The sequence below is a fragment of the Devosia polycyclovorans genome, assembly GCF_042181575.1.
GTDB classification, from domain to species: Bacteria; Pseudomonadota; Alphaproteobacteria; order Rhizobiales; family Devosiaceae; genus Devosia; species Devosia polycyclovorans.
Genome location: NZ_CP170082.1, coordinates 2,185,201 through 2,206,934 on the forward strand (window position 1 = coordinate 2,185,201; position 21,734 = coordinate 2,206,934).

Below are 21,734 nucleotides of genomic sequence, written 5' to 3' on the forward strand. Positions count from 1 at the left end.
AAACGGAAACTATTCGATCAGGCCCGCTTCCTGGTATGCCCGCAGGGCGCCATCGTGGTGCGGCACTGCGGTCTCCCGAGTGAGCAGCGTGGTGTCCAGGTCGGCCATTGCCGGATGGACCGAGCGTATTGAGTCGAGATTGTCGATCAGCGCCTTGGTCAGCGTGTAGGCATCTTCCTCGCTCATCTCCGCGCTGGCGATCAGAACGGCACCCAGAGCCAGGGTCTCGATGGCTTCGGGCTGGTTCTCATAGGAATCGGCGGGAATCGTGAACTCGGCGATCGAGAATTCCTCGGCGATCTGCGCCCTGACATCGGCCGGAATGCTCAGCAGTTTGATGTCGAGTGCGTTCTCGATTTCCCGGATGGAGCTGTGACCGACGAAAACACCGTTCGCGTAGAGATCGACACGACCGTTCTGGAGCAGGCCGGCCTGCTCGGACGAACCGGCCTGAACGACTGCTCCGCCCCATTGGGCGATCGCTTCGTCGTCGGCGCCCGCCGCCGCCATGATGGCAGACGCAATCTGGCCGGTGATATTGCCGGCTCTGTTTACTGTCATACGCACCGGAACCTGCGCGGCAGCAAAATCGTCCACGGAATCGACTTCATGCTCTTCGGCAAAGCTGCGCGTCGTGACGAACTGCATGGGTGCCCAGTCGTAAAGGTAGCCGATCGTGCGTAGATTTTCGATCGGCGCACTGAAGGGCTCGCCACCCTGTGCCGCGATAGCAAGCTCGGCGTCGTGGATAAGTCCGATTTCGGCCCTTCCTTCGCTGATCATTGCGGCATTGGCAAATCCGCCGCCGGTAGTCTGGTAGGTAATCGTCGAGTTTGGATCGTTTGCCTTCACGACGGCATCTAGACCCGCGCCAAGAAGCGTCCAAAGTCCTCCGGGGCTGGCGCCCGCGAGTGTGAGATTGAGCGACTGCGCAGTCGCCGGCAGCACCGGCGCCACGATAAAGGCGAGGGATAGTCCGGTCAGGGTAATTCGCGATAATGGCATCTGTTCCTCCCATTGGAAATCTGAGCTTTTGCAGAAATCTCGCTGCCGGATAGCTCCGCTCCGCGGCCGGCAGGATCAACGTTATGGTTAGTTTCCTAAGCAGTCAAGCGCGATGGTTTCAAAATCCGCCGCGGTCCGGCCGTGATGCGCCCCGGGGGGGTGTATAAGGCCAACGCAGCCAAGACTCATGGGTCTCGACACAGTCCTTGCCGGCTCCCGGAGCCGACAAGGAGAGAAGGGGGCGTCTCGCATTATTCGCCTGGAACCCATGTGCGATTGTAGGCCCCGACCTCCCGGTCGCCATTGATCGAACTCGATCAGGTCCTGGGCGGTGGCGGCCAGAGGCACCAGGCTGGACGCTGCCAGCAGCAGGCCCGTGAAGACATTCCACCGGCGCCGCGCTGTCGATTAATTGAAATTCAACATGGAACTTCCCTCCTCCGGAAGTGGTCTGTGACGATCAGATCGGCGTTCCCCCCCTCGCGCCAATTTAATTAGTTTGCTTACTTAGTTATATGTGTCAAGCCACCCGTTGGCCGAATTCCGAGGCAAGGGAACTCTGGGCGATCGCCTTCATGGAGCTGTTCTGGATTGGCAGAATCGGCCTCGTCCATCTTTCGCTCCTGCGGCCTTCGCTTTTGCCTAACTTCGGCCCGGGGTTCCGCATGAACCGGGATTGTGAGGGGAAGCGGTCCGCTTCCATCGGGCTGTGCGCGAGGAAACGAGAAATGTGGCGGGAAGGGCGGTTGCGTTCCTGTCGTGGCGGGAGGAGAGCTGCCGGCTTGCAGATATGTCGTTACAAATCGCAAGGCTGCGACATGCCAGCAGACCTTTCGGCCGCGCGGGCCGAAAGGTCTTTTTGAGGCAGGGATGGGCGGCTTATTCGGCCGCGACCATTTCATTATGATTGACGAGAGTGCGCCAATCAGTCGTTTTGGGGAACACGCCCTCGCGCGACATGATCCGCGAATGCGGCAGCCGGGGCTCTTCAGTGCCGATGGCCTTGCCGCCTTCGGCGACCTTCCGCGCAGCATCGACCATCAGACGACGGAACTCGACGATGGCGAGATCGGATGCCCCGAGGATATCGTTGGTGCGATCGACGATCGGCCCCATGGAAACCCACATGACGATGTCCTGATTGGGAATGCCCAGAACGCCGGTGAAGTTGCCCTGCTTCATCAGCTCGCGATCCTGGAGGAAGTTGTTCTCCAGCGTGCGGCGCGAGCGCCATTTCTCGTCCAGATCGACTCCCTTCTCCGCATGGTTGAACTTGCGCCACTCCTCGGTGGTGGGGCATGCCGTGCCACCCCACGCGATGAAGTGGAAATGCGTGGTCTCGTCGTCGACAGGGACGATGACGCTGGCGACATTGTAGGAGCTGTTGGGCGGAATCAGCGAGTAATATGGCGCAATGAACTCGGTGATGCGCAGGTAGTCATGCGTGGCTGCATTCTTGATCGGCTTGCGGATCGCCGCGTAGTGGAACCCGTAGCTCGTCGTCTGCGTCTGCATGCGCGGCGACTTGTCCGTCGAGGGGCGATACCACGACTTGTCGTCGGCTGCGGCGCCCTCGACCCTGGCCGGCACCATATCGGAGGAGTGCAGGCTCGAGGAATGCGCGCTGTCGATCTGGCCTTCGTGAATCTGCGCCCAGTTCGCAGGAACACGAATCTTCAGGATTGCCAAAGGCGTATCCACGGTAGGAGCAAAGGCGGGCGGGTCGAATTCAGGAACATCTTCCTTGTCGCCGAACCAGGCCCAGACGAATCCGCCCCATTCCTTGACGGGATAGGCGCGGTGGCTCACCTTGTTGAGGAGGGGACTGCCTTCCGGCTCCGACGACATGGCGATGACCTTGCCGTCCACATCCATTTTCCAGCCGTGATAGAGGCAGCGCAAACCGCACTCCTCATTGCGTCCGAATACGAGCGAGGCACGCCGGTGCGGACACAGCTCATCGAGAAGTCCCACGCGGCCATTGGTGTCGCGAAAGGCGACGTACCTCTCCCCGAGTGCCTCGACCAGCAACGGGGTGCCATCCGGCTCGGCGACCTCCTCGATAAGGCAGACCGGTGTCCAGTGCTGGCGCATCAGGCGTCCCATCGGGGCGTTGTTCGATACCCGACACAAAAGATCGTTTTCTTCGGAAGTAAGCATCGTCTCCATCCCTCATTAAGTTAGGAAGCTAAGAGTTTAGTGCATCTCAATTGCGAAGTCTAGGCATTGACAGAAATTAGTTAGGTAGCTAAGTGAATGGAAAAAGCAAGCTGGATGGTTTTCCCGTGATCATAACCGACGACGATCTTATCACGATGACCGTGAGTTCGCGCCGCGAATTGACGCCGAGTATCGTGGAGTTCGTGCTCAAGCCGGAGGAGGGGGGCAGCTTGCCCGAGTACGGCCCGGGCGCCCACATAACCGTGGAAACCCCTTCGGGGGCGATGCGCCGCTATTCGCTCGTCGGCGGCGAGGCGAACACCTATACGATCGCGGTCAAACGGGAGCCGGAATCGCGCGGAGGCTCCCAATCGATGCATGATGAGGTCGCTGAAGGGAACAAGCTCCGGGTCGCTCCTCCCGAGAACGAGTTTTCTCTCGGTCCCGCGCCCGACTATCTCCTGATCGCTGGCGGCATCGGCGTTACGCCGATCTATGCAATGGCCAAGCGTCTCAAGGAGCAGGACAAGCCGTTCCGGATAATCTATGTGAGCCGCAGCCCGCAGGATGCCGCCTATCTGGCCGAAATGCGCGACGCCTTCGGCGACCGGATGATCGTCCATCACGACGAGGGCGATCTCGAGCGAATCTACGATTTCTGGGATCATTTCGAGACGCCCCAGCCGACGCATGTCTATTGCTGCGGGCCGAAGCCGCTCATGGAGGAGATCAAGGCGATTTCGGGCCATTGGCCCGAGGGACGTGTCCATTTCGAGGATTTCAAACCCGTCGACATCGTCCGCCCCGACGACGTGGCTTTCGATGTGGAATTGGCCAAGTCGGGCAAGACGGTGCACGTTCCTGCCGATCGTTCCATACTCGAGGCCGTACGCGACGCCGGTGTGCGGACCGTCAGCTCCTGCGAAAGCGGAACCTGCGGCTCATGCAAGACCCGGCTTCTTGCCGGCGATGTGGACCATCGCGACATGGTGCTCATGGATGAGGAGAAGGACAACACAATCATGATCTGCGTGTCCCGGGCAAAGAGCGGGAATCTTGTCGTTGACCTCTGATTCCCGAGCAATTTCGAATCCCGTCCGATTGGGCGTTATAGGGCTGGGGCGGGCGTTCATGCTCATGCTGCCCGCCTTCCGCTCGGATTCCCGTGTCCGCCTCGTGGCCGCCTGTGCGCCGCGGGAAGCCTCGCGGCGTGCTTTTCAGGCGGAATTCGGCGGCCGCGTCTACGAGAATGTGGAGGGACTCTGCGCCGATCCCGAGGTGGAAGCGGTGTACATCGCCACGCCGCACCAGATGCATGCCGACCACGCGGTAGCCGCCGCCGCGGCCGGCAAACATATCTTGCTCGACAAGCCCTTGGCCGTGGAAATGGCGGATGGACGGCGCATCGTCGAGGCGGCGGAGAAAGCGGGCGTCGATGTGATCGTCGGCCCCAGCCACAGCTTCGATCGCCCCGTGCAACAGGCAGGGGATCTGATTCGCAGCGGCGAGCTTGGCCGGGTTCGCATGATTCAGGCCTTCAACTACACCGATTTTCTCTATCGGCCCCGGCGGCCGGAAGAATTGCGCACGAACGAGGGCGGGGGTGTCATTTTCAGCCAGGGCGTGCACCAGATCGATGTCGTGAGGTTCCTCGCCGGAGGCGTGGGGACCCGGCTGGCGGCGATGACCGGCGCCTGGGACCCCGATCGTCCCACCGAAGGCGCATACAGCGCTTTGATGAGCTTTCAAAACGGGTGCTTCGCGACCTTCACATATTCGGGTTACGCGCATTTCGACAGCGACATCTGGATGGACGGGATCGGAGAGCTCGGGCAACGGAAATCGCCCCAGGGCTATGGCGCGGCGCGCAGGACGCTGGCGACGGTGCTCGATGCGCAGCAGGAAGCTGCGCTCAAGACGACCCGTACATACGGTGCCGGCGACGCACCCAAGCCGGCGGACCAGTATGAACATTTCGGACCGATCGTTGTGCTGTGCGATCGCGGGGACATTCGCCTGGTTCCCTCTGGATTGCACGTTTATGGCGACTTTGAACAGAAATTCGTGCCCGCGCCGACGTTCGAGACAGCGCGCACCGAAGTCATCGATGCGCTGGTCCAGACCGTCCGGCACGGACATCCGGCCGTACAGTCCGCCAGATGGGGTCTGGCGAGCCTTGAAGCTTGCCACGCCATCATCCGTTCCGCAGAGACAGGGACTTTCGTCGACCTCGTCGAGCAGGTGCCCGTATAACAATGAGGGGAGAATAAATGAGCAATCTCAATCTATCGCTTGCCATGGGTGATTACGACCGGACCCGGCCGATCTATGACGGCCGGGTGAAGATCGACGGGGTCGATCCGGTCTGCATGCTGCTTTCGCCCGAGGAGATGTTCTTCAGGGCATTCCGGCACCAGGCGTTCGACATCAGCGAGCTTTCGCTCTCTTCCTATTCGATCTCGGTCGCGCGCGGAGAGCCCCATTATGTTGCGGTTCCCATATTCCTCTCGCGTGCGTTCCGCCACACGTCCATATACATCCGCACCGACAAGGGCATTTCCACGCCGGCGGACCTTCGCGGACGCCGTATCGGAATCGCGGAATACCAGCTATCGGCCAATGTCTGGGTGCGTGGAATTCTCAAGGACGAGTACGGCCTCGGCGCCGAGGACATCGTCTGGGTCCGCGGCGGCATGAATACGGCGGGGCGTCCCGAAAAGATCAAGGTCGACCTGCCGCCGAACGTGAAGGTCGAGGAAGCCCCTCAGGGCGCCACGCTGAACGCCATGCTTGCCGCTGGCGAGATAGACGGGTTCATAGGGCCGCGCGCGCCTCTGTGCTACGACGAGGAACACCCGCATGTGGGGCGCCTGTTCACCGACTCGATCGGCGCGGCCGAGGACTATTTCAGGCGCACCGCCATCTTCCCCATCATGCACGTTCTGGGTGTGCGGCGCCGTCTGGCAGACGAGCATCCGTGGCTGCCGGGAGCACTGCTGAAGGCTTTCACCCGCTCGAAGGCGATGTCGGATGCTGCGCTGGCGGATACTTCTGCAACGAAGGTCACCATGCCGTTCGTCGAAGACAATCTTCGTCGCGCTCGCAACCTGATGGGCAACGATATATGGTCCTACGGCGTCGATCAGAACAGAAAGGTCCTCGAGACGTTTCTCGGCTATCACTATGAGCAGGGGCTCTCTCCCCGAAAGGTCGATGTGAACGAGCTCTTTCACCCTGCGACCCTAGAAAGCTTCAGTCTCTGAACCATGACGAAATTTGTGCCAGGCGACATAGTCGAAGTCGAAACACCGCGTGGACATGCCTATGTCCAGGTTACCCACAATCATCCCTCCTACCCCGAGGTGGTGCGGGCTCTTGCCGGACCATACGAACAGGGCGCGGATGCGGCCACCCTTGCCAGGCTCGATACGCGCTTTATCGCCATGATCCCCTTGGCCGCAGCCGTCGACATGGGATCCGTTTCTGCGCGCCTGATGGGCAACGCTCCCGTACCGGACGCGCTGAAGGCTTTCCCCAAGTTCAAGATGTCGATACTCGACAAACATGAGGGCAAGCGGGAGAACGTGGCCTATTGGTGGTTCTGGGATGGCGATACGCTCAGCTACGACGTCGATCCTGGGCCTGAAATCGAGGATATACCCCCGCGTGAGGTCATGTCGATCGAGGAATTTGTGAGGACAATCAGTCCGCCGTAAGCTTCGGGAGCGGTGGAGGCCAAGAGTGGGATGTTAACCCAGATGGACGTCTTCGTCGAGGTGCTTCAAAATATTATTTTGAATTGATTTCAAATATTGAAGCAAGAGACCACGTTCATTGATGGAGAAACCTTCAACAGATGCATCTACGACCTCCTTCGCAAGTGGCATAAGGATATTTTCCAACTCGCGTCCGCGACCGGTCAAAAAGACATTTATTTTTCGTCGGTCCTCGTCGTTTCGCTTTCTCTGAACTAATCCAGAAGCTTCCATCGTTCTGATTGCGCTCAATGTCGTCGGCTCCATAGTGCCGACCAAAAGGGACAATTCTCGCTGAGTTTGCCCGTCCTTGTGCCACAAGGCGCGTAGAAAATACCACATGCCGGGTGTTACCCCATACGGCGCAATCTTCTGGTGGAGGAGCCGCTGTATAAGCCGATGAGTAAGGCGAGCTTGGTAGCCGACACTTTGCTCGAAAGGCAATTTGATGTTTTGAGGTGCTTTGCCAGCCACAGCGTTCTGGTCTTTCTGCTCATCAGTCGAGCCTTTGTCCCTCGGAGTTCCACTCTGAAAAGTGGTTGGAGTGGCTCGGCTTCCGCATTCATGAGCTATATTCGAGCCCACAACGCGTAATCTAGCTTTTGATTCGTTGCTCCAGTTCGAGTGACGTTAATAAATATCTCTTACTGGTAGGTTATCGCCCTAGGCATAGAGTGTGACGTTGCCCCACGGACCTAATCCAGTTTGAAATAGACTCTGGCCCATCGAAAAGGACCAGAGATGAAGCGCAACAGGTTTAGCGAAGAACAGATTATCGGTAACCGGCCGGGTTGGACACTCGCGGCTCGGCTGGCTCACCCCAACCGAATACGCAACCACCTTTACCCCACGACGGGACCTGGCGCTGCGCTCAATGGCCAGCTCCACGCCAGCCCCCGTCTTCCACCAGGTTCAGCAGGGCCAAAACAACCCCCGGAGTCTACGTCACGCTGGATAAAAGATGGGGGCAACGTCATCTGGAACGCACCCTACAATGGTCCTCATCCCAATTTGACGAATAGCTTTTGTGATACAAAATGCGGAATATTGTGTTACACGTAGGTTGTGGAAAACGTATCATACTGTTTATTTTCCAAGCTTACGACGAGGGTTCGATTCCCGCTACCCGCTCCATTTCCCTAGGTGTCCAACAAATAAATGCCTGAGACGCTGAGTTTTCTCGCGTTTGAGAGCTTGTGATTCCAGAACTTTCGTCCGGTCTCTTCTGCGGCATTGCGGTGGACTACGCGGCGGCGGTGGCCGGGCAGTTCGAGACCGGTGCTCTGGTCACGCTGAAGGCGGCCGGCCAAGGCCCCCAAGGATGCACCGCAACAGGCGGCCTTTTCCTCTTGGGCTATGGTGAACCAGCGAACCACTCCGAGCCCATTCATCATACAACATACGAATTATTGTATGTTGACTTGTCTATTTAACTTCCATACCAGTTTGCACAAGGTCCGTTGATTGACAAGTCACAACGGGCCGGCGGCAGCGAGCTGCCGTTGCGGCCGGGAGGGACAAGTGCCCGGTCTTCGAGACACATTGGGAGGACAACCATGTTTCATCTGCCTAGGATGGCGGCTGCTGCCGTCGTCGCATCCACGCTTATGGTTTCGGCTGCCAGCGCCCAGACTGTGCTGCGCTCGTCCGATACCCATCCGGATGGCTATCCGACCGTTGAGGCGGTCAAGCACTTTGGCGAACTGCTTTCGGACAAGACCGATGGTCGTTATTCGGTTGAAGTGTTCCACTCGGCCCAGCTTGGCCAGGAAGCCGACACGATCGAGCAGACTCAGTTCGGTGTGATCGACCTCAACCGTATTTCGATCGGTGCATTCGGCACTCAGGTGCCGAAAGCGACCGTGACCCAGCTGCCCTTCATCTTCCGTTCGGCCGAGCACTTCCACAATGTGCTGGATGGTCCGATCGGTGAAGAAATTCTGGCGTCCTTCGAAGCCGTGGACGTCGTTGCTCTGGCTTATTACGATGGTGGGGCGCGCTCGTTCTATAACAGCGTCAAGCCGATCAATACGCCGGCCGACATGGAAGGCCTCAAGTTCCGCGTTATGGGTTCGGACATCTTCGTGGACATGGTCGGTGCGCTGGGCGGCAATGCCACCCCGATGCCCTATGGCGAAGTCTATTCGAGCATCCAGACCGGCGTTATCGACGGCGCAGAGAACAACTATCCGAGCTACGACACCGCCGGCCATGCGGAGGTTGCGCAGTTCTACTCGCTCGACGAACACCTGATGGTGCCCGAGGTGCTGGTGGTGTCCAAGATCGTCTGGGACGGAATGAGCGCCGAAGACCAGGCCGCCATGCGCGAAGCCGCTAAGGAATCTGTGGCTTACCAGCGTGAGCTCTGGGCTGAAAAGGAAGTTGAATCCAAGGCCGCCGTGGAGGCCATTGGCGTCAAGATCAACGAGGTCGACAAGCAGCCCTTCATCGATGCGATGAAGCCGGTCTATGACAAGTATGTCACCGATCCGGAACTGCAGGACCTTGTCGCCCGCATCCAGGCGACCGAAGGCTGATAGACCCCGCCGGGCCGACTTTGCCGTCGGCCCGGCTCGTTGTTTCTTGGGAGATTGAGCCGATGAAGAACGGGCTCCTCGCAGCAAGCCGGCTCTTCGGCGCCATATCCACGCTGGCCCTGTGGCTGGCCGGAACGGGTTTGGTGGCCATGACAGTGCTGGTCGCCTATCAGGTCTTTATGCGCTACGTGGTCAATGCGTCGCCGCCCTGGACTGAGGGCGCGTCCATCATGATCATGAGCTGGTTCATTTTCCTCGGGGCCGCAGTCGGCGTACGCGAAAAATTCCATATGGGCTTTGACGTGCTGCTCTATGCCTTGCCCGATAGTGCCAAGCCCTGGCTGCGCGGGGTCAGCGATGTCGCCATCTTTGCCTTTGCCTTCGGCATGATCTGGTATGGGCTCGAGCTGGCCATTCGTGGCTGGAGCGTGCGCATCCCCGTGCTCGGCCTGCCGCAAACATTCACCTATCTCCCCATCGTGGTGTCAGGCGTTCTGATCTGCCTGTTCGTGCTCGAGCGCATGGCTTTGCGGCTCGCCGGCGAACCGGTTGATGTCGAAACCACCGAATCGGCCGTCAGCGAGGCCTGAATATTATGGAATACTGGATCCTTTTCGGCACGTTCGGCCTGCTCATGGTCGTGGGTACACCCATTGCCTTTTCCTTGGGCATCGCCAGCTTTGCCACCATCGTCTATCTTGGCCGTCCGCCGGTCGTGGTGTTTCAGCAGCTGAATTCCGGCGTCTCGCCCTTCACCCTGCTGGCCATTCCCTTCTTCATTTTTGCTGGCGACCTGATGATGCGCGGCGGCATTGCCGCGCGGATCATTGCCTTTGCAGGCGCCCTGGTGGGCCATATTCGCGGTGGGCTGGGGCAGGTCAATGTTGTCGCCTCCACCCTTTTCGGCGGTATTTCCGGTTCGGCCGTGGCGGAGGCCGCTGCCGTTGGCGGCATCATGATTCCGCAAATGAAGGCGCGCGGCTATGGCGCCGACTATGCAGTGAATGTCACCTCCATGTCGGCCCTGATCGCCCTTCTGCTGCCGCCCAGCCACAACATGATCATCTATTCGCTCTCTGGCGGTGGCCGCATTTCCATCGCGGACCTGTTTACCGCCGGGATCATCCCTGGCCTGATGCTTGCGCTCGCCTTGATGTTCACCGCTTATGTGGTGGCGCGCAGGCGCGGCTACCCGACCGAGCCGTTCCCCGGCTTTGCCAAGACGCTGCAATATCTCGTGATTTCCATCCCGGGCCTGTTGCTCATCGCCATTATCTTTGGCGGCGTGCGCTCGGGCATTTTTACCGCTACCGAAAGTTCCTGCATTGCGGTGATCTACGCCTTCCTCGTCACGCTTCTGGTCTATCGCACCATGAGCTGGTCGACCTTCGTACACTGTGTCTCCGGCGCTGTACGGACCACGGCGATGGTGCTGTTCATCATCGGCGCCGCGGCATCTTTTGGCTGGCTGATGGCTTACCTGCGGGTGGCGCCGATTCTCACCGACATGGTGGGACAACTCACCAGCGATCCTTTGATGGTTTTGCTGCTGATCAATGTGCTGCTGCTTCTGCTCGGGACCTTCATGGATATGGGTCCGCTGATCATCATCACCACGCCGATCTTCCTGCCTATGGTGTCCAGCTTCGGCGTCGATCCGGTGCATTTCGGTGTGATCATGATCCTCAACCTGGGCATTGGGCTCAACACCCCGCCATTGGGACCAGTGCAGTTCGTAGCGGCGGCGGTGGGCAAGATTTCGATCTGGGCCGCCATGCGCAGCGTCTGGCCGTTCTACATTGCCGGCATCATTGTGCTTGGGCTGGTCACCTATATTCCGGCGCTGTCCCTGTGGCTGCCCAGCCTGTTCCGGTGATCCGATGATTTTGATCGACACGCCCGCTCCTGCCCGAAAGCCCAAGCTCGCCCAGATAGTGGTGGATGCGCTGCGCAAGCGCATCGGGGCCGGCGAATTCGGGCCTGGCGAGAAGCTGCCCACCGAAAGCCAGCTGACTACGCATTTCGGAGTTAGCCGGACCGTTGTCCGCGAGGCCATTGCTGCCTTGGCCGCCGATGGAATGGTGCAGCCTCGCCAGGGGGCCGGCGTGTTTGTGATGGCGCAGGCCACCTCAGCTTTCAGCGCCATTGCCGGTGAGCGCTCGAACAAGATTTCGGTGGCCCTTAATGTGCTCGAGGTGCGCATGGGCATCGAGATCGAGTCAGCGGGCCTGGCAGCCCAGCGCCACAGCACCAGTCAGGTGGCGGCCATTCAGGAGGCATGGAACGAATTCGGCCGGCTTCTGGACGAGGGCAATCCGACCGGAAGGACGGATTTTTACTTTCACCGCGCCATCGCGGCGGCGACGAACAACCCCTTCTATCTCGAAGTGCTCGATGCCCTGGGCAGCCGCACCATTCCGTGCGACGTGGCATCGCCCTGGGGCACCGAGAGCGTGCTGACCTACGAATATCAGGTCGGCCTGCACGAAGAGCACAAGCGAATTCTCAATGCGATCTCCGCCCGCGATGCCGATGGCGCACGCGAGGCCATGCGGGATCATCTCTCGCGCAGCCAGGACCGCTACCGCGCCCGCCTGGCTGAACAAAGTACCAGTAAACAGGACTAGACCATGAGCACCGATTTCGACATTCGCTTTGCCATCGATCCATCCACGGCAGCAGCCATGGGGACTGATGAGCTGCGCGAGAATTTCCTGATCGACGATCTGTTCGCCGCCGGCGAGGTGCGCTGGACCTATACCCACTACGACCGCATGGCGGTTGGCGGGGCTGTGCCCAATGGTGGCGCGCTGACGCTAGAAACGATCAAGCCAACCGGTACAGCCAATTTCCTCGACCGGCGTGAAATGGTCGCCGTCAATATCGGTGAGGCCGGCACGATCTCGGTCGATGGCACCGATCATGCAGTTGGGCCGCGCGATATGCTCTATATTGGCATGGGTGCCAAGGATGTGCGCTTTGCCGGCGAGGGCGCCAAATTCTACCTCCTGAGTGCCCCGGCTCATGCCAGCTATCCCACGACCCTGTTGCAGAAATCGGGCGCCAAGCGGCTTGACCTGGGCAGCAACGAGACCGCCAATGAGCGCTCGATCTTTCAGTATGTGAACGCCGACAGCGTAAAGACTTGCCAGCTCGTGGTCGGCCTTACCCAATTCGCGCCGGGTTCGGTGTGGAACACCATGCCGGCTCACGTGCATGACCGCCGCATGGAAGCCTATCTCTATGTCGATCTCAAGCCAGATGCCTTTGTAGTGCATCTGATGGGCGAGCCGGACGAAAGCCGACACCTTATCGTGCGCAATGAGCAGGCGATCCTGTCTCCGCCCTGGTCGATCCACTGTGGCGCAGGTACCGGCGCTTACACCTTCATCTGGGCCATGGCCGGCGACAATGTCGACTATACGGATGTGGAGAAGGTGGCCATGGAGGATCTGCGCTGATGGATCTGAGCGCGTTCTCCCTTGCAGGGAAGACCGTCATGGTCACCGGCGCCAATACCGGTATCGGTCAAGGCATCGCCCTGTCCATCGGTCGGGCCGGCGGGCGGGTCATTGGCGTTGGCCGGTCGACCATGGACGAGACGGCTGCGCAGATGGACGGCATCGGCGCCGAACTGGTAGCCGTGCAGTCCGATCTTGGCTCAACCAGCGATGCCCAGGCCATGTTCGAGGCGGTCTGGGACAAGCACGGGCCTATAGACGGGCTGGTCAACAATGCCGGGATCATCAAGCGCGTCGATGCGGTGGATTTCACCGAGGATGACTGGGACGCGGTGATGGACATCAATCTCAAGACGATGTTCTTCCTCAGCCAGTCTCTTGGGCGCAAAGCGATCGCAGCAGAACGCGAGGCGCGGATCGTCAATATTGCCTCCATGCTGAGCTTTCAGGGTGGCATTCGGGTGGCGAGCTACACCGCGTCCAAAAGCGGGGTGCTTGGCATTACACGGCTGCTGGCCAATGAATGGGCGAGCAAGGGCATCAATGTAAATGCGGTAGCGCCCGGCTACATCGAAACCAACAACACTGAAGCCCTGCGTAACGATCCGGATCGGTCTGCTGCCATACTGGGGCGGATTCCGGCCGGACGCTGGGGTGTTCCATCCGACATTGGCGATGCGGCAGTCTTCCTGCTGGCGCCCGCTTCCAACTACATGCACGGCGCCGTTATCCCGGTCGATGGCGGATGGCTCGCGAGGTAAATGAGATGACTGAACAGGTGTTTTTTGCGCAGCCCGAGTCCACCGATTGGACCGAGTTGGCGCCCGGCAATACCCGCAGGGTGCTGATTCATACGCCGGAGTTGATGCAAGTCGAATTCGGCTTCGACAAAGGGGCGGTCGGCGCGCCGCACAGCCACCCCCATATCCAGGTCAGCTATGTCGCCGAAGGCAGTTTCGAAGTGACAATCGATGGCAAGACAGAAGTCGTCGGGCAGGGCGGTAGCTTCATTGTGCCCTCCGGTCTCGTCCATGGCGTGGTGGCGCTGGAAAAGGGTCGGCTGGTCGATGTCTTCACGCCGATGCGGGCGGACTTTGTTTGATGAAGGTCATCTCTCATGATGGCTCATGAGAGATATTCTCAGCAAAAGGCGAGCGAGCAGCGCAGCGGACACTTGTTTGTCAATCTGCATGAACCGCCATGTTCGATGGAAGTGCGTTGGCCAGCGTTTGTTGGTCTGAAACCCTGCGGCCTCTGATTGATTTGAAAAACCCTCCCTGAGCGAGGCTCTGGACGAGTTTCATCAGGTGACCGCGAGAACCGCCGTTTGCCTTGGCAGCCTAGCGATCGTGGTGCGCTGACACAAAGTCCTCTTGACTTGTATGGAAGCAATTGTGATCTTGTGCCCAATCTGAGCGGGGATAACCTCTCAGGAACGGCCGGAGACACGTCATGGGCCTGCGGGTCCAGCCAGGGTATGTGGTAAAGCGTGAGCTACGCGGTACGTCTGCTGTCTGACCGATGTTAACCCACGGACAGCTGCTCGTATCGACCTTCTGAGTTGCCCGCTAATGATTTCAACCGTGCGGTCGCGGTTGGCGGGAAGAACCCCTCCCAGCAGCACCGCGCAGAATTGACCCCAAGATGGGGCATGGCGGGGAGCAAGGGATGGACGCAGGGCTGGCGCCTGGTGCTGCATGCACCGAACTCGAACGCTATCTGTTCGATCTCAATGGATATTTGGTCATTCCCGCCGCGCTGTCGGCTGAAGAGCTGGCGGCTTGTAACGCCACGCTCGACCAGCATCAGGATTTCGTGGGCGATGGTTGGGACGGTCATGTGCGCTTGTTCAACCGTCCTGACCGGCAGGAAGGCCTGATCCTGCAGCAGGTCTATGAGGCGGGTCCTGCCTGGGAGCGATTGATCGATCATCCGTCCTGGTTTGCCAAGGCTGTCCACTTCATCGGTGCCGACGATCCGGAGAATTTTGACGGGCACCACGGCCCCGCTTTCATCGATGAATGTTTCGCCTCGGTGCGCGGGCCGGGGCAGGCGCTGCGCCTGCATTCGGGCGGTCATGTGGGGACCATTCGTACCCAATACCGCTTTCACGCCGGACGGTTTCATTGCGGCCAGGTCAATGTGTTGATTGCACTGAACGATATCGGTCCTGGCGATGGCGCGACCATGGTCATTCCAGGCAGCCACAAATCCAATCTTCGCCATCCCCAGACCGTCGCTCTCGACAAGCGTGATGAGCAGACCTCGGTAGACGGCATTGCCGGGGCGGTGGAAGTGCATCTCAAGGCTGGCGACGCGCTGATGTTCGTCGACGCCATCATGCATGGCTCGGCCCGGCGCACCAATCCGGGCCAGCGCCGCATGACGGTTTATCGCTATGGCCCGAGCTGGGGCTATTTCCGGCATGACATGGTGCCCAGCCAGGAGCTTCTGGCGCGGCTGACGCCCGAACGGCGCCAGATCGTCATGCCACACAAATTGCCTGTGGCCGCCAACGCTTAGGTGGGACCAGTAGGGCACGAAGTTTGTTGACCCGCACCCGGAGGTACGTAAGTCAACAATGCAAATGGCAAGGGCCGGTTGAGGACCCGGCGCTGGCTGAAACTGGAAGGCTCAAGGGAGGAATACAATGAGCAAACTATCGAGAAGAACGTTTCTGGGGGCATCGGGCTCGGTGCTGGCACTGGCGGCCATGGGACGCCCGGCCTTCGCGCAGACGGCGGAGATCCGCCACTTCTGGTGGGGCAATCCGGAGCGCGACCGCCGCACCTTCGAAGTGATCGACATCTTCAATGGCAAGCACCCCGACATCAACGTCACTGGTGAAACCCTTGGTTTTGGCGACTATTTCACCAAGCTGACCACCCAGATCGCCGGCGGCAACATGCCCGACGTGATCCAGCAGGGATATGGCGTGCTGTTCGAATATATCGCCAATGGCGCCGTCGTGCCGCTGGACGACTACGTCGGCAAGACCCTCGATATATCCAAGATGGACCAGAGCGCCATCGATGCCGGCACCGTGGACGGCAAGTTCTATGCTCTCTCCATCGGCGCCAACAGCCATATGGCGATGTACAACACGCGGCTGTTCGAGGAAGCCGGGATCGTCCCGGGCGAGGACTTCGACCCCTATGGCTATACCTATGACGAACTGGCCGAGTTCGCCGCCGCCATCAAGGAGGCCACGGGCGTTGCTGGTACGGACGACAACACGGCGGACTACCAGAATTTCTCCGACTTCGTGGTGCAGAAGGGCGCCATGCTGTTCAACGAGGACGGCTCCTATGGCCCGACCCAGGAAATCGTCGAGGAATACTGGGCAACCTGGGAAAAGATCCGCAATGCCGGCGGCACCCCGCCGGGCCCGGAAAGTGCCGGTCTCGCCGGTGTGTCGGAGCTGAGCCAGATGGGCGTGGTCACCGGCAAGACGGCCATGACCTATCTCTGGTCCAACCAGTTGGTGGGCGTGCAAAGCCTAATGCAGGACACTCTTGGCGCGGCGATGTACCCCAATACATCTGAGATGGTGCCGGGCTCGATCGTGCAGCCCAGCCAGTTCGTCTGCCTGACGCGCGACAGTGCGAACCCTGAAGCCGCTACGACCTATATGAGCGCCTTCGTCAACGATCTGGACATGACCAAGGTGTTGGGTCTGGAACGCGGCATCCCGAGCCAGAGCGATGTGCGCGCCGCACTGCAGCCCGAACTGACAGATGTCGAGGCCCGCTCGGTCGAGTTCTTTGACAAGATCCAGGGCAAGACAGCCGTGCTGCCGCCGCCGCCGCCGAGCGGTTCGAACGAGGTCGAGCAGACATTCGAGCGCCTGGCCGTCAACGTTCTGCTTGGCGAACGCCCGATCCCCGAGGTTGCATCGGACTTCCTCGCTCAGGCCCGCGCCATCCTGGCCCGCGCTTAAGTCAGCAAACCCGGTCCGCCGCCCTTTCTCCCGTGGGGCGGCGGATATCTCCTCGGGAAGTGGCGGCGCCTGCCTTATCGTGGCAGGCGCTGCCTCCTGCTATATTCGATCCAACGGGAACAGTTGAGACTGGAGCCGCGCGTGCAAAAATTCTTCCGACGCAATTTTGCCGGATATGCCTTTCTGTCCCCGTGGCTGGTGGGCTTCTTCCTGCTGGCGATCGGGCCAATCCTGGCTTCGCTCTATCTCAGTTTCACCAAATATAATGTGGTGCGCCCGCCGCAATGGCTCGGGCTCGACCACTACATCTATATGTTTCAGTACGACCAGCGGTTCTGGAAGGCCCTGCAGGTGACCTTCCAATTCGTGGTCATTTCGGTGCCGCTCAAGCTGATCTTCGCTCTCGGGGTGGCAATGGCTCTCGACAAGGGCATTCGCGCCATCGGGTGGTATCGGGCGCTGTTCTATCTGCCCTCGATTCTGGGCGGCTCGATTGCCGTGGCCATCCTGTGGCGCCAGCTCTTCAACTATGACGGGGTGATCAATTCAATCCTGCGCCTGTTCGGCGCCGAGGGACCCTATTGGCTGGCCGATCCGAAATATTCGCTCTGGACGCTGATCGTGCTGGCCATCTGGCAGTTCGGATCGCCCATGCTGATCTTCCTTGCCGGCCTGCGCGCCATTCCGCAGGAGCTTTACGAGGCAGCGGAGATCGACGCGGCCGGGCCGGTGAAGAAGTTCTTCGCCATCACCGTGCCGCTGCTGGCGCCCGTCATTTTCTTCAATCTGGTGTTGCAGATGATCGAGGCCTTCAAGAGTTTCTCTGGCGCCTTCATCATTTCCGGTGGCTCGGGCGCGCCGCTCGACAGCCTGCTGTTCTTCACCGTCTATCTCTACAACGAGGCTTTCAGCTTCCTGCGCATGGGCTATGCCTCGGCGTTGGCCTGGGTGCTGTTGCTGATTATTGCGCTGTTCACCGCCATTGCCTTCTGGACCTCCAAATACTGGGTCCACTACGAGAACGAGAGGGGCTGAGCCATGAGCGCATCCACCATGCCCGCCCAGACGACCGCCGACATTGCGCATGCCTATCGCGAGGAGAGGGCCAGGCGCGCCAAGCGCTCCGCCGTGCTCAAGCACGTCTTCCTGATCCTCACCTCGCTGGTGATGATCTACCCGCTGATCTGGATGTTTGCCGCTTCGCTCAAGCCTGACAATCAGATCTTCGGCGATCTGGGTCTATGGCCGAGCGAATTTCAGTGGGAGAACTATTCCGAGGGCTGGAACGCCCTGCCGGTGAGCTTCACGACCTTTTTCTGGAACTCGACCGTGGTCACCGTGCTCTCGGTGGTGGGCAATGTCATCTCCTGCTCGTTTGCCGCCTATGCGTTTGCGCGGCTCGAATTCTCGGGCAAGACCATCTGGTTCGCCTTGATGATGATGACGCTGATGATCCCCTATCATGTCGTGCTCATCCCCCAATATATCCTGTTCCTCAACCTGGGTTGGGTGGACAGCTATCTGCCGCTGATCGTGCCCAAATTCCTGGCGGGCGATGCCTTCTTCATCTTCCTGATGATCCAGTTCTTCCGTCAATTGCCGCGTGAGCTGGACGAAGCGGCGATGATCGACGGGTGCTCGCCCTTCAAGATTTACTGGGCCATCATCATGCCCCTGAGCCTGCCGGCCATGGCAACGGCGGCGATCTTTTCGTTTATCTGGACCTGGGAGGATTTCCTGGGGCCGCTGGTCTATCTCAACGACATGAAAGACTACACCGTGCCCCTGGCGCTGCGCAGCTTCATCAGCACCGACGGCGTCAGCCAGTACGGACCGATGTTCGCCATGTCGATCCTCTCCATCCTGCCCATTCTCCTGTTCTTCATCATCTTCCAGCGACTCATCATCCGCGGGATTGCGATGAGCGGCCTCAAGTAAGAAGCGAACACCATGGCATCTGTTACCCTTTCCGAAGTCCGCAAGGCCTATTCCGGTTTCGAAGTCATCCATGGCATCGATCTGCAAGTGCAATCGGGCGAGTTTCTTGTGCTTGTCGGCCCGTCGGGCTGCGGCAAGTCCACCCTGCTGCGCATGATCGCCGGGCTCGAAGAAATCACTGACGGCACGATTTCCATTGGCGACCGCGTCGTCAACGACCTGCCCGCCAGCCAGCGCAATCTCTCCATGGTGTTCCAGTCGTACGCGCTCTACCCGCATATGAGCGTGCGCAAAAACCTGGCCTTCGGCCTGTCCAATCTGCGCATGCCCAAGGACGAAATCGAGCGCCGCGTAGCCGATGCGGCCCGCATATTGCAGATCGGGGAGCTGATGGAGCGCAAGCCGCGCCAGCTCTCGGGCGGGCAGAAGCAGCGCGTGGCCATTGGCCGGGCCATCGTGCGCGAACCCCAGCTCTTCCTGTTCGATGAGCCCTTGTCGAACCTCGACGCAGAACTGCGGGTGCAGATGCGCGTCGAATTGGCCGGGCTCTACAACCGGCTGGGCACCACCATGATCTATGTGACGCACGACCAGACCGAGGCCATGACCATGGCCACGCGCATAGCCGTGCTCAACAAGGGCAATCTCGAGCAGGTTGGCACGCCATTCGAGCTCTACAACAATCCACGCAATCTGTTCGTGGCCAGCTTTATCGGCTCGCCCAAGATGAACTTGCTCAAGGGCGATGCAGCGGGGCAGGGGGTCAATCTGAGCGGATTGGGGACCTTGCCCGCGCAATTGGGAACCAGCGGGCCGGTGACGGTCGGCATCCGGCCCGAGCATCTGGGGCTCAACCAGCCTGGCGATATCGCGGTGGATGGCACCATCACACTGGTCGAATATCTGGGCAGCGAGCTGTTCGTCTATGTGGCACTGGCCGATGGCCAGAGCCTGCTCGCCCAGGCCCCCGGCAACGCCCAATTCAGGCGCGGCGACCAGGTTTCGCTCGGCTTCAAGGCAAGCGATGCGCATTTCTTTGATGCCGAAGGCCTGCGGATCGAGGCGTCTGCGTGAGCCACCAGCTTCTTGACCGCCTGCGGGCGGTGGACGTCGCCGAAAAAATCGGCCCGCTAGCCAAACCCGCCAATGCTGCGCTGCTCGAAGAATGGCAACGCTCTGGAGTCCGTTTCGTATCGAGCGCCGACCAGCTGACCGATCGCTATTACGATGCCGTCCGTGAACTATTCGATTGCATCGCTCCGGCGGCAGGCGAAACGCCGATCCTGCATGAAGGCGGCATCTATCATGGCTGCTGGCTCGAGAGCACCGGCACGATAAATGCCGAACTGCTGAGCCGCTTCCTGCCCTCGGTGACGACGGCGACCTATTCCGCCTTTGCCCGCTACCAGCGGGACGATGGGCTATTCCCTTATAAGGTTACCCCACAAGGGCCTGCCTTCAACCAGATCCAGCTCGTGACGCCATTGGCGCGCTCGGTATGGAACCATTTTCGGCTCAATCGGCTCGATGCGGGCTGGCTGACCGAGATGTTCGGGGCCATGTCGCGCTACGATGCGTGGCTGGCTCGTCACAGAGACACGCTGGGCACCGGCGCCGTCGAGGCGTTCTCGACCTACGATACCGGGCATGATTTGTCCTCACGCTTCTGGCACGTGCCGGACAGTCCCTTTGCCAATGACCCGACCCGCTACGATCCGGACAATCCCATACTGCCCTTCATCGCTCCCGACCTGACGGCCAACGTTGCCTGCCAGCGCGATTATCTCGGGGCCATTGCCGATCATCTTGGCGGCGACGGCAATGCCTGGCGGCAAAAGGCCGAGGCTAGCCGCGTGGCGCTTTACGAGCAGTGTTTCGACCCCGACGACGTTTTCTTCTATGATCGCGACCGGCATGGCCGTCTGGTTCGTGTGCAGTCGGATAATTTGTTGCGTGTCCTCGCCTGCGAAGTTGGAGACGCCGATGGCTTCGCCGAGGCGCTTGCGCGCTATTTGCTCAACACACGCAAATTCTTCGCAAAATTCCCTCTGACGTCCATTGCGCTTGATGACCCCCGTTTCGACCCGACATTCGGCCAAAACAGCTGGAACGGTCCCACCAACTTCCTGACTTTGATTCGAACGCCGCACGCCTTCGAACACCACGGGCACCACGTGGAGCTGAGTTGGATCATGCAGCCTACGTTGTCGGCCCTGTTCAATGCGGACCGTTTCCCGCAAACGTTGAGCCCCTATACCGGGCAAGCGGGTTTCACGGAGAAATACTCACCCTCTATCCTCTGCCTTCTCGATTTCATCGAGCGTCTGTCCGGCATTGTGCCGCGCCCGGACGGAGCCATCTGGTTCACCAGCCTGTTGCCCAAGCCGGTCCTGCACAAGCACGAGAACTGGGAGACTGGCTATGCCCGAAGGGTGGGAGGCACAAGTTACGAACTGATCAACACCGCGCTTGGCGGCGAAATCTATCGCAATGGAGAGCTGATCTGCCGCTTTCCGGCGGGCATACGGGTCATGCTGGACCAGAGCGGGGCATTGCTGGGCCTGGTTTGTGTCACCAGCCGGCAAGTAGACGGGGTCTTGACGTTTCAAGGGCAGGACCATGCATTCCGCATATTGCCCAATGAGCAAATCGCGTTTGAAAGTGGTTCGTGGAGCAGAACTGCGTCGCCAGGCCTGGTGCTGCCGAGCTAACGGCGGTGCCGATGTAGGTGTGTGACGACCGACGGTTCGCGGAACGTGGCGGCGTGTTGAAAAACGCGTGAGCGTTCCGCCCTCGCGGAATGCTGGCAGAATGGCGGGCTGATTGGCAGTGCGAGATGAGACCACAGGTCGCGGACCTTTGTGCCCTTGAGCTTTGTATCGGGCGAGGCGTCTAGTTCGACTGGCCCGAGGGTTGGGCCATCATCGGAAATGAGCGA

Annotated in this window: 20 protein-coding genes; 17 read left to right on the forward strand and 3 right to left on the reverse strand. The window is 59.9% G+C overall.

What is annotated here, in order from left to right; all coding sequences use genetic code 11:
• Positions 1-9: 9 nt before the first annotated feature.
• Both ACE4RL_RS10935 and ACE4RL_RS10940 read right to left on the reverse strand, forming a co-directional pair.
• Positions 10-1,005, reverse strand: coding sequence for a TAXI family TRAP transporter solute-binding subunit (locus ACE4RL_RS10935; RefSeq protein WP_220305749.1), 996 nt, complete (start codon positions 1,003-1,005; stop codon positions 10-12).
• An 879-nt stretch (positions 1,006-1,884) separates the two neighbouring features.
• Positions 1,885-3,165, reverse strand: a complete 1,281-nt coding sequence (locus ACE4RL_RS10940; protein ID WP_332715712.1) for a Rieske 2Fe-2S domain-containing protein — start codon at positions 3,163-3,165, stop codon at positions 1,885-1,887.
• A 125-nt stretch (positions 3,166-3,290) separates the two neighbouring features.
• Here ACE4RL_RS10940 and ACE4RL_RS10945 point away from each other — a divergent pair, with 125 nt between their 5' ends.
• From ACE4RL_RS10945 to ACE4RL_RS10960, 4 genes are read left to right on the forward strand one after another with little or no spacing between them, the layout of a single operon-like run.
• The gene (locus tag ACE4RL_RS10945; RefSeq protein ID WP_332715709.1) at positions 3,291-4,238 is read left to right on the forward strand and encodes a PDR/VanB family oxidoreductase; all 948 of its coding nucleotides are present in this window, start codon (positions 3,291-3,293) and stop codon (positions 4,236-4,238) included.
• A 28-nt stretch (positions 4,239-4,266) separates the two neighbouring features.
• Positions 4,267-5,418, forward strand: coding sequence for a Gfo/Idh/MocA family protein (locus tag ACE4RL_RS10950; RefSeq protein WP_375600267.1), 1,152 nt, complete (start codon positions 4,267-4,269; stop codon positions 5,416-5,418).
• Positions 5,419-5,435: 17 nt separating this feature from the next.
• A complete protein-coding gene (locus ACE4RL_RS10955) occupies positions 5,436-6,428 on the forward strand; it encodes an ABC transporter substrate-binding protein (protein WP_220305746.1) in 993 nt (330 codons plus the stop codon).
• 3 nt (positions 6,429-6,431) lie between these two features.
• Positions 6,432-6,881 (forward strand): hypothetical protein, encoded by a 450-nt coding sequence (locus ACE4RL_RS10960; RefSeq protein WP_309207449.1) that lies wholly within the window; start codon positions 6,432-6,434, stop codon positions 6,879-6,881.
• 33 nt (positions 6,882-6,914) lie between these two features.
• Here ACE4RL_RS10960 and ACE4RL_RS10965 read toward each other — a convergent pair whose 3' ends face one another.
• Complete coding sequence (locus tag ACE4RL_RS10965; protein WP_309207448.1) at positions 6,915-7,394, reverse strand: MarR family transcriptional regulator; 480 nt, start codon at positions 7,392-7,394, stop codon at positions 6,915-6,917.
• 1,082 nt (positions 7,395-8,476) lie between these two features.
• Here ACE4RL_RS10965 and ACE4RL_RS10970 point away from each other — a divergent pair.
• The 13 genes from ACE4RL_RS10970 to ACE4RL_RS11030 all read left to right on the forward strand — a co-directional run bounded on the left by ACE4RL_RS10970 (position 8,477) and on the right by ACE4RL_RS11030 (position 21,507).
• Positions 8,477-9,457, forward strand: a complete 981-nt coding sequence (locus ACE4RL_RS10970; protein WP_375597191.1) for a TRAP transporter substrate-binding protein — start codon at positions 8,477-8,479, stop codon at positions 9,455-9,457.
• A 62-nt stretch (positions 9,458-9,519) separates the two neighbouring features.
• Positions 9,520-10,047: a TRAP transporter small permease gene (locus tag ACE4RL_RS10975; RefSeq protein ID WP_375597192.1), complete on the forward strand. Its 528-nt coding sequence runs from the start codon at positions 9,520-9,522 to the stop codon at positions 10,045-10,047.
• A gap of 5 nt (positions 10,048-10,052) precedes the next feature.
• A complete protein-coding gene (locus ACE4RL_RS10980) occupies positions 10,053-11,333 on the forward strand; it encodes a TRAP transporter large permease (protein WP_375597193.1) in 1,281 nt (426 codons plus the stop codon).
• A 4-nt stretch (positions 11,334-11,337) separates the two neighbouring features.
• Positions 11,338-12,084, forward strand: a complete 747-nt coding sequence (locus tag ACE4RL_RS10985; RefSeq protein ID WP_375597194.1) for a FadR/GntR family transcriptional regulator — start codon at positions 11,338-11,340, stop codon at positions 12,082-12,084.
• Between the two features lie 3 nt (positions 12,085-12,087).
• Entirely contained in the window at positions 12,088-12,918 is an 831-nt protein-coding gene (kduI, locus tag ACE4RL_RS10990; RefSeq protein WP_375597195.1) for a 5-dehydro-4-deoxy-D-glucuronate isomerase, read from the forward strand.
• The gene (kduD, locus tag ACE4RL_RS10995; RefSeq protein WP_375597196.1) at positions 12,918-13,679 is read left to right on the forward strand and encodes a 2-dehydro-3-deoxy-D-gluconate 5-dehydrogenase KduD; all 762 of its coding nucleotides are present in this window, start codon (positions 12,918-12,920) and stop codon (positions 13,677-13,679) included. The genes kduI and kduD overlap by 1 nt, the downstream gene beginning before the upstream one ends.
• Before the next feature lie 5 nt (positions 13,680-13,684).
• Entirely contained in the window at positions 13,685-14,020 is a 336-nt protein-coding gene (locus ACE4RL_RS11000; RefSeq protein WP_375597197.1) for a cupin domain-containing protein, read from the forward strand.
• Positions 14,021-14,586: 566 nt separating this feature from the next.
• The gene (locus ACE4RL_RS11005; protein WP_375597198.1) at positions 14,587-15,441 is read left to right on the forward strand and encodes a phytanoyl-CoA dioxygenase family protein; all 855 of its coding nucleotides are present in this window, start codon (positions 14,587-14,589) and stop codon (positions 15,439-15,441) included.
• Positions 15,442-15,568: 127 nt separating this feature from the next.
• Positions 15,569-16,858 (forward strand): ABC transporter substrate-binding protein, encoded by a 1,290-nt coding sequence (locus tag ACE4RL_RS11010; protein WP_375597199.1) that lies wholly within the window; start codon positions 15,569-15,571, stop codon positions 16,856-16,858.
• A gap of 141 nt (positions 16,859-16,999) precedes the next feature.
• Positions 17,000-17,893, forward strand: coding sequence for a carbohydrate ABC transporter permease (locus ACE4RL_RS11015; protein ID WP_253559995.1), 894 nt, complete (start codon positions 17,000-17,002; stop codon positions 17,891-17,893).
• 18 nt (positions 17,894-17,911) lie between these two features.
• Positions 17,912-18,796: a carbohydrate ABC transporter permease gene (locus tag ACE4RL_RS11020; RefSeq protein WP_375600268.1), complete on the forward strand. Its 885-nt coding sequence runs from the start codon at positions 17,912-17,914 to the stop codon at positions 18,794-18,796.
• A 12-nt stretch (positions 18,797-18,808) separates the two neighbouring features.
• Entirely contained in the window at positions 18,809-19,870 is a 1,062-nt protein-coding gene (locus tag ACE4RL_RS11025; RefSeq protein ID WP_375597200.1) for an ABC transporter ATP-binding protein, read from the forward strand.
• On the forward strand, positions 19,867-21,507 hold the full coding sequence (locus tag ACE4RL_RS11030) for a hypothetical protein (RefSeq protein ID WP_375597201.1): 1,641 nt from the start codon (positions 19,867-19,869) through the stop codon (positions 21,505-21,507). The genes ACE4RL_RS11025 and ACE4RL_RS11030 overlap by 4 nt, the downstream gene beginning before the upstream one ends.
• The last annotated feature ends 227 nt before the right edge of the window (positions 21,508-21,734 follow it).

Coding starts and splice junctions, on each gene's coding strand:
- ACE4RL_RS11025 (WP_375597200.1), top strand. CDS start 18,809: ATGGCATCTGTTACCCTTTCCGAAGTCCGCAAGGCCTATTCCGGTTTC.
- ACE4RL_RS10935 (WP_220305749.1), bottom strand. CDS start 1,005: ATGCCATTATCGCGAATTACCCTGACCGGACTATCCCTCGCCTTTATC.
- kduI (WP_375597195.1), top strand. CDS start 12,088: ATGAGCACCGATTTCGACATTCGCTTTGCCATCGATCCATCCACGGCA.
- ACE4RL_RS10960 (WP_309207449.1), top strand. CDS start 6,432: ATGACGAAATTTGTGCCAGGCGACATAGTCGAAGTCGAAACACCGCGT.
- ACE4RL_RS10970 (WP_375597191.1), top strand. CDS start 8,477: ATGTTTCATCTGCCTAGGATGGCGGCTGCTGCCGTCGTCGCATCCACG.
- ACE4RL_RS11020 (WP_375600268.1), top strand. CDS start 17,912: ATGCCCGCCCAGACGACCGCCGACATTGCGCATGCCTATCGCGAGGAG.
- kduD (WP_375597196.1), top strand. CDS start 12,918: ATGGATCTGAGCGCGTTCTCCCTTGCAGGGAAGACCGTCATGGTCACC.
- ACE4RL_RS11010 (WP_375597199.1), top strand. CDS start 15,569: ATGAGCAAACTATCGAGAAGAACGTTTCTGGGGGCATCGGGCTCGGTG.
- ACE4RL_RS11005 (WP_375597198.1), top strand. CDS start 14,587: ATGGACGCAGGGCTGGCGCCTGGTGCTGCATGCACCGAACTCGAACGC.
- ACE4RL_RS10955 (WP_220305746.1), top strand. CDS start 5,436: ATGAGCAATCTCAATCTATCGCTTGCCATGGGTGATTACGACCGGACC.
- ACE4RL_RS10985 (WP_375597194.1), top strand. CDS start 11,338: ATGATTTTGATCGACACGCCCGCTCCTGCCCGAAAGCCCAAGCTCGCC.
- ACE4RL_RS11000 (WP_375597197.1), top strand. CDS start 13,685: ATGACTGAACAGGTGTTTTTTGCGCAGCCCGAGTCCACCGATTGGACC.
- ACE4RL_RS10975 (WP_375597192.1), top strand. CDS start 9,520: ATGAAGAACGGGCTCCTCGCAGCAAGCCGGCTCTTCGGCGCCATATCC.
- ACE4RL_RS10980 (WP_375597193.1), top strand. CDS start 10,053: ATGGAATACTGGATCCTTTTCGGCACGTTCGGCCTGCTCATGGTCGTG.
- ACE4RL_RS10940 (WP_332715712.1), bottom strand. CDS start 3,165: ATGCTTACTTCCGAAGAAAACGATCTTTTGTGTCGGGTATCGAACAAC.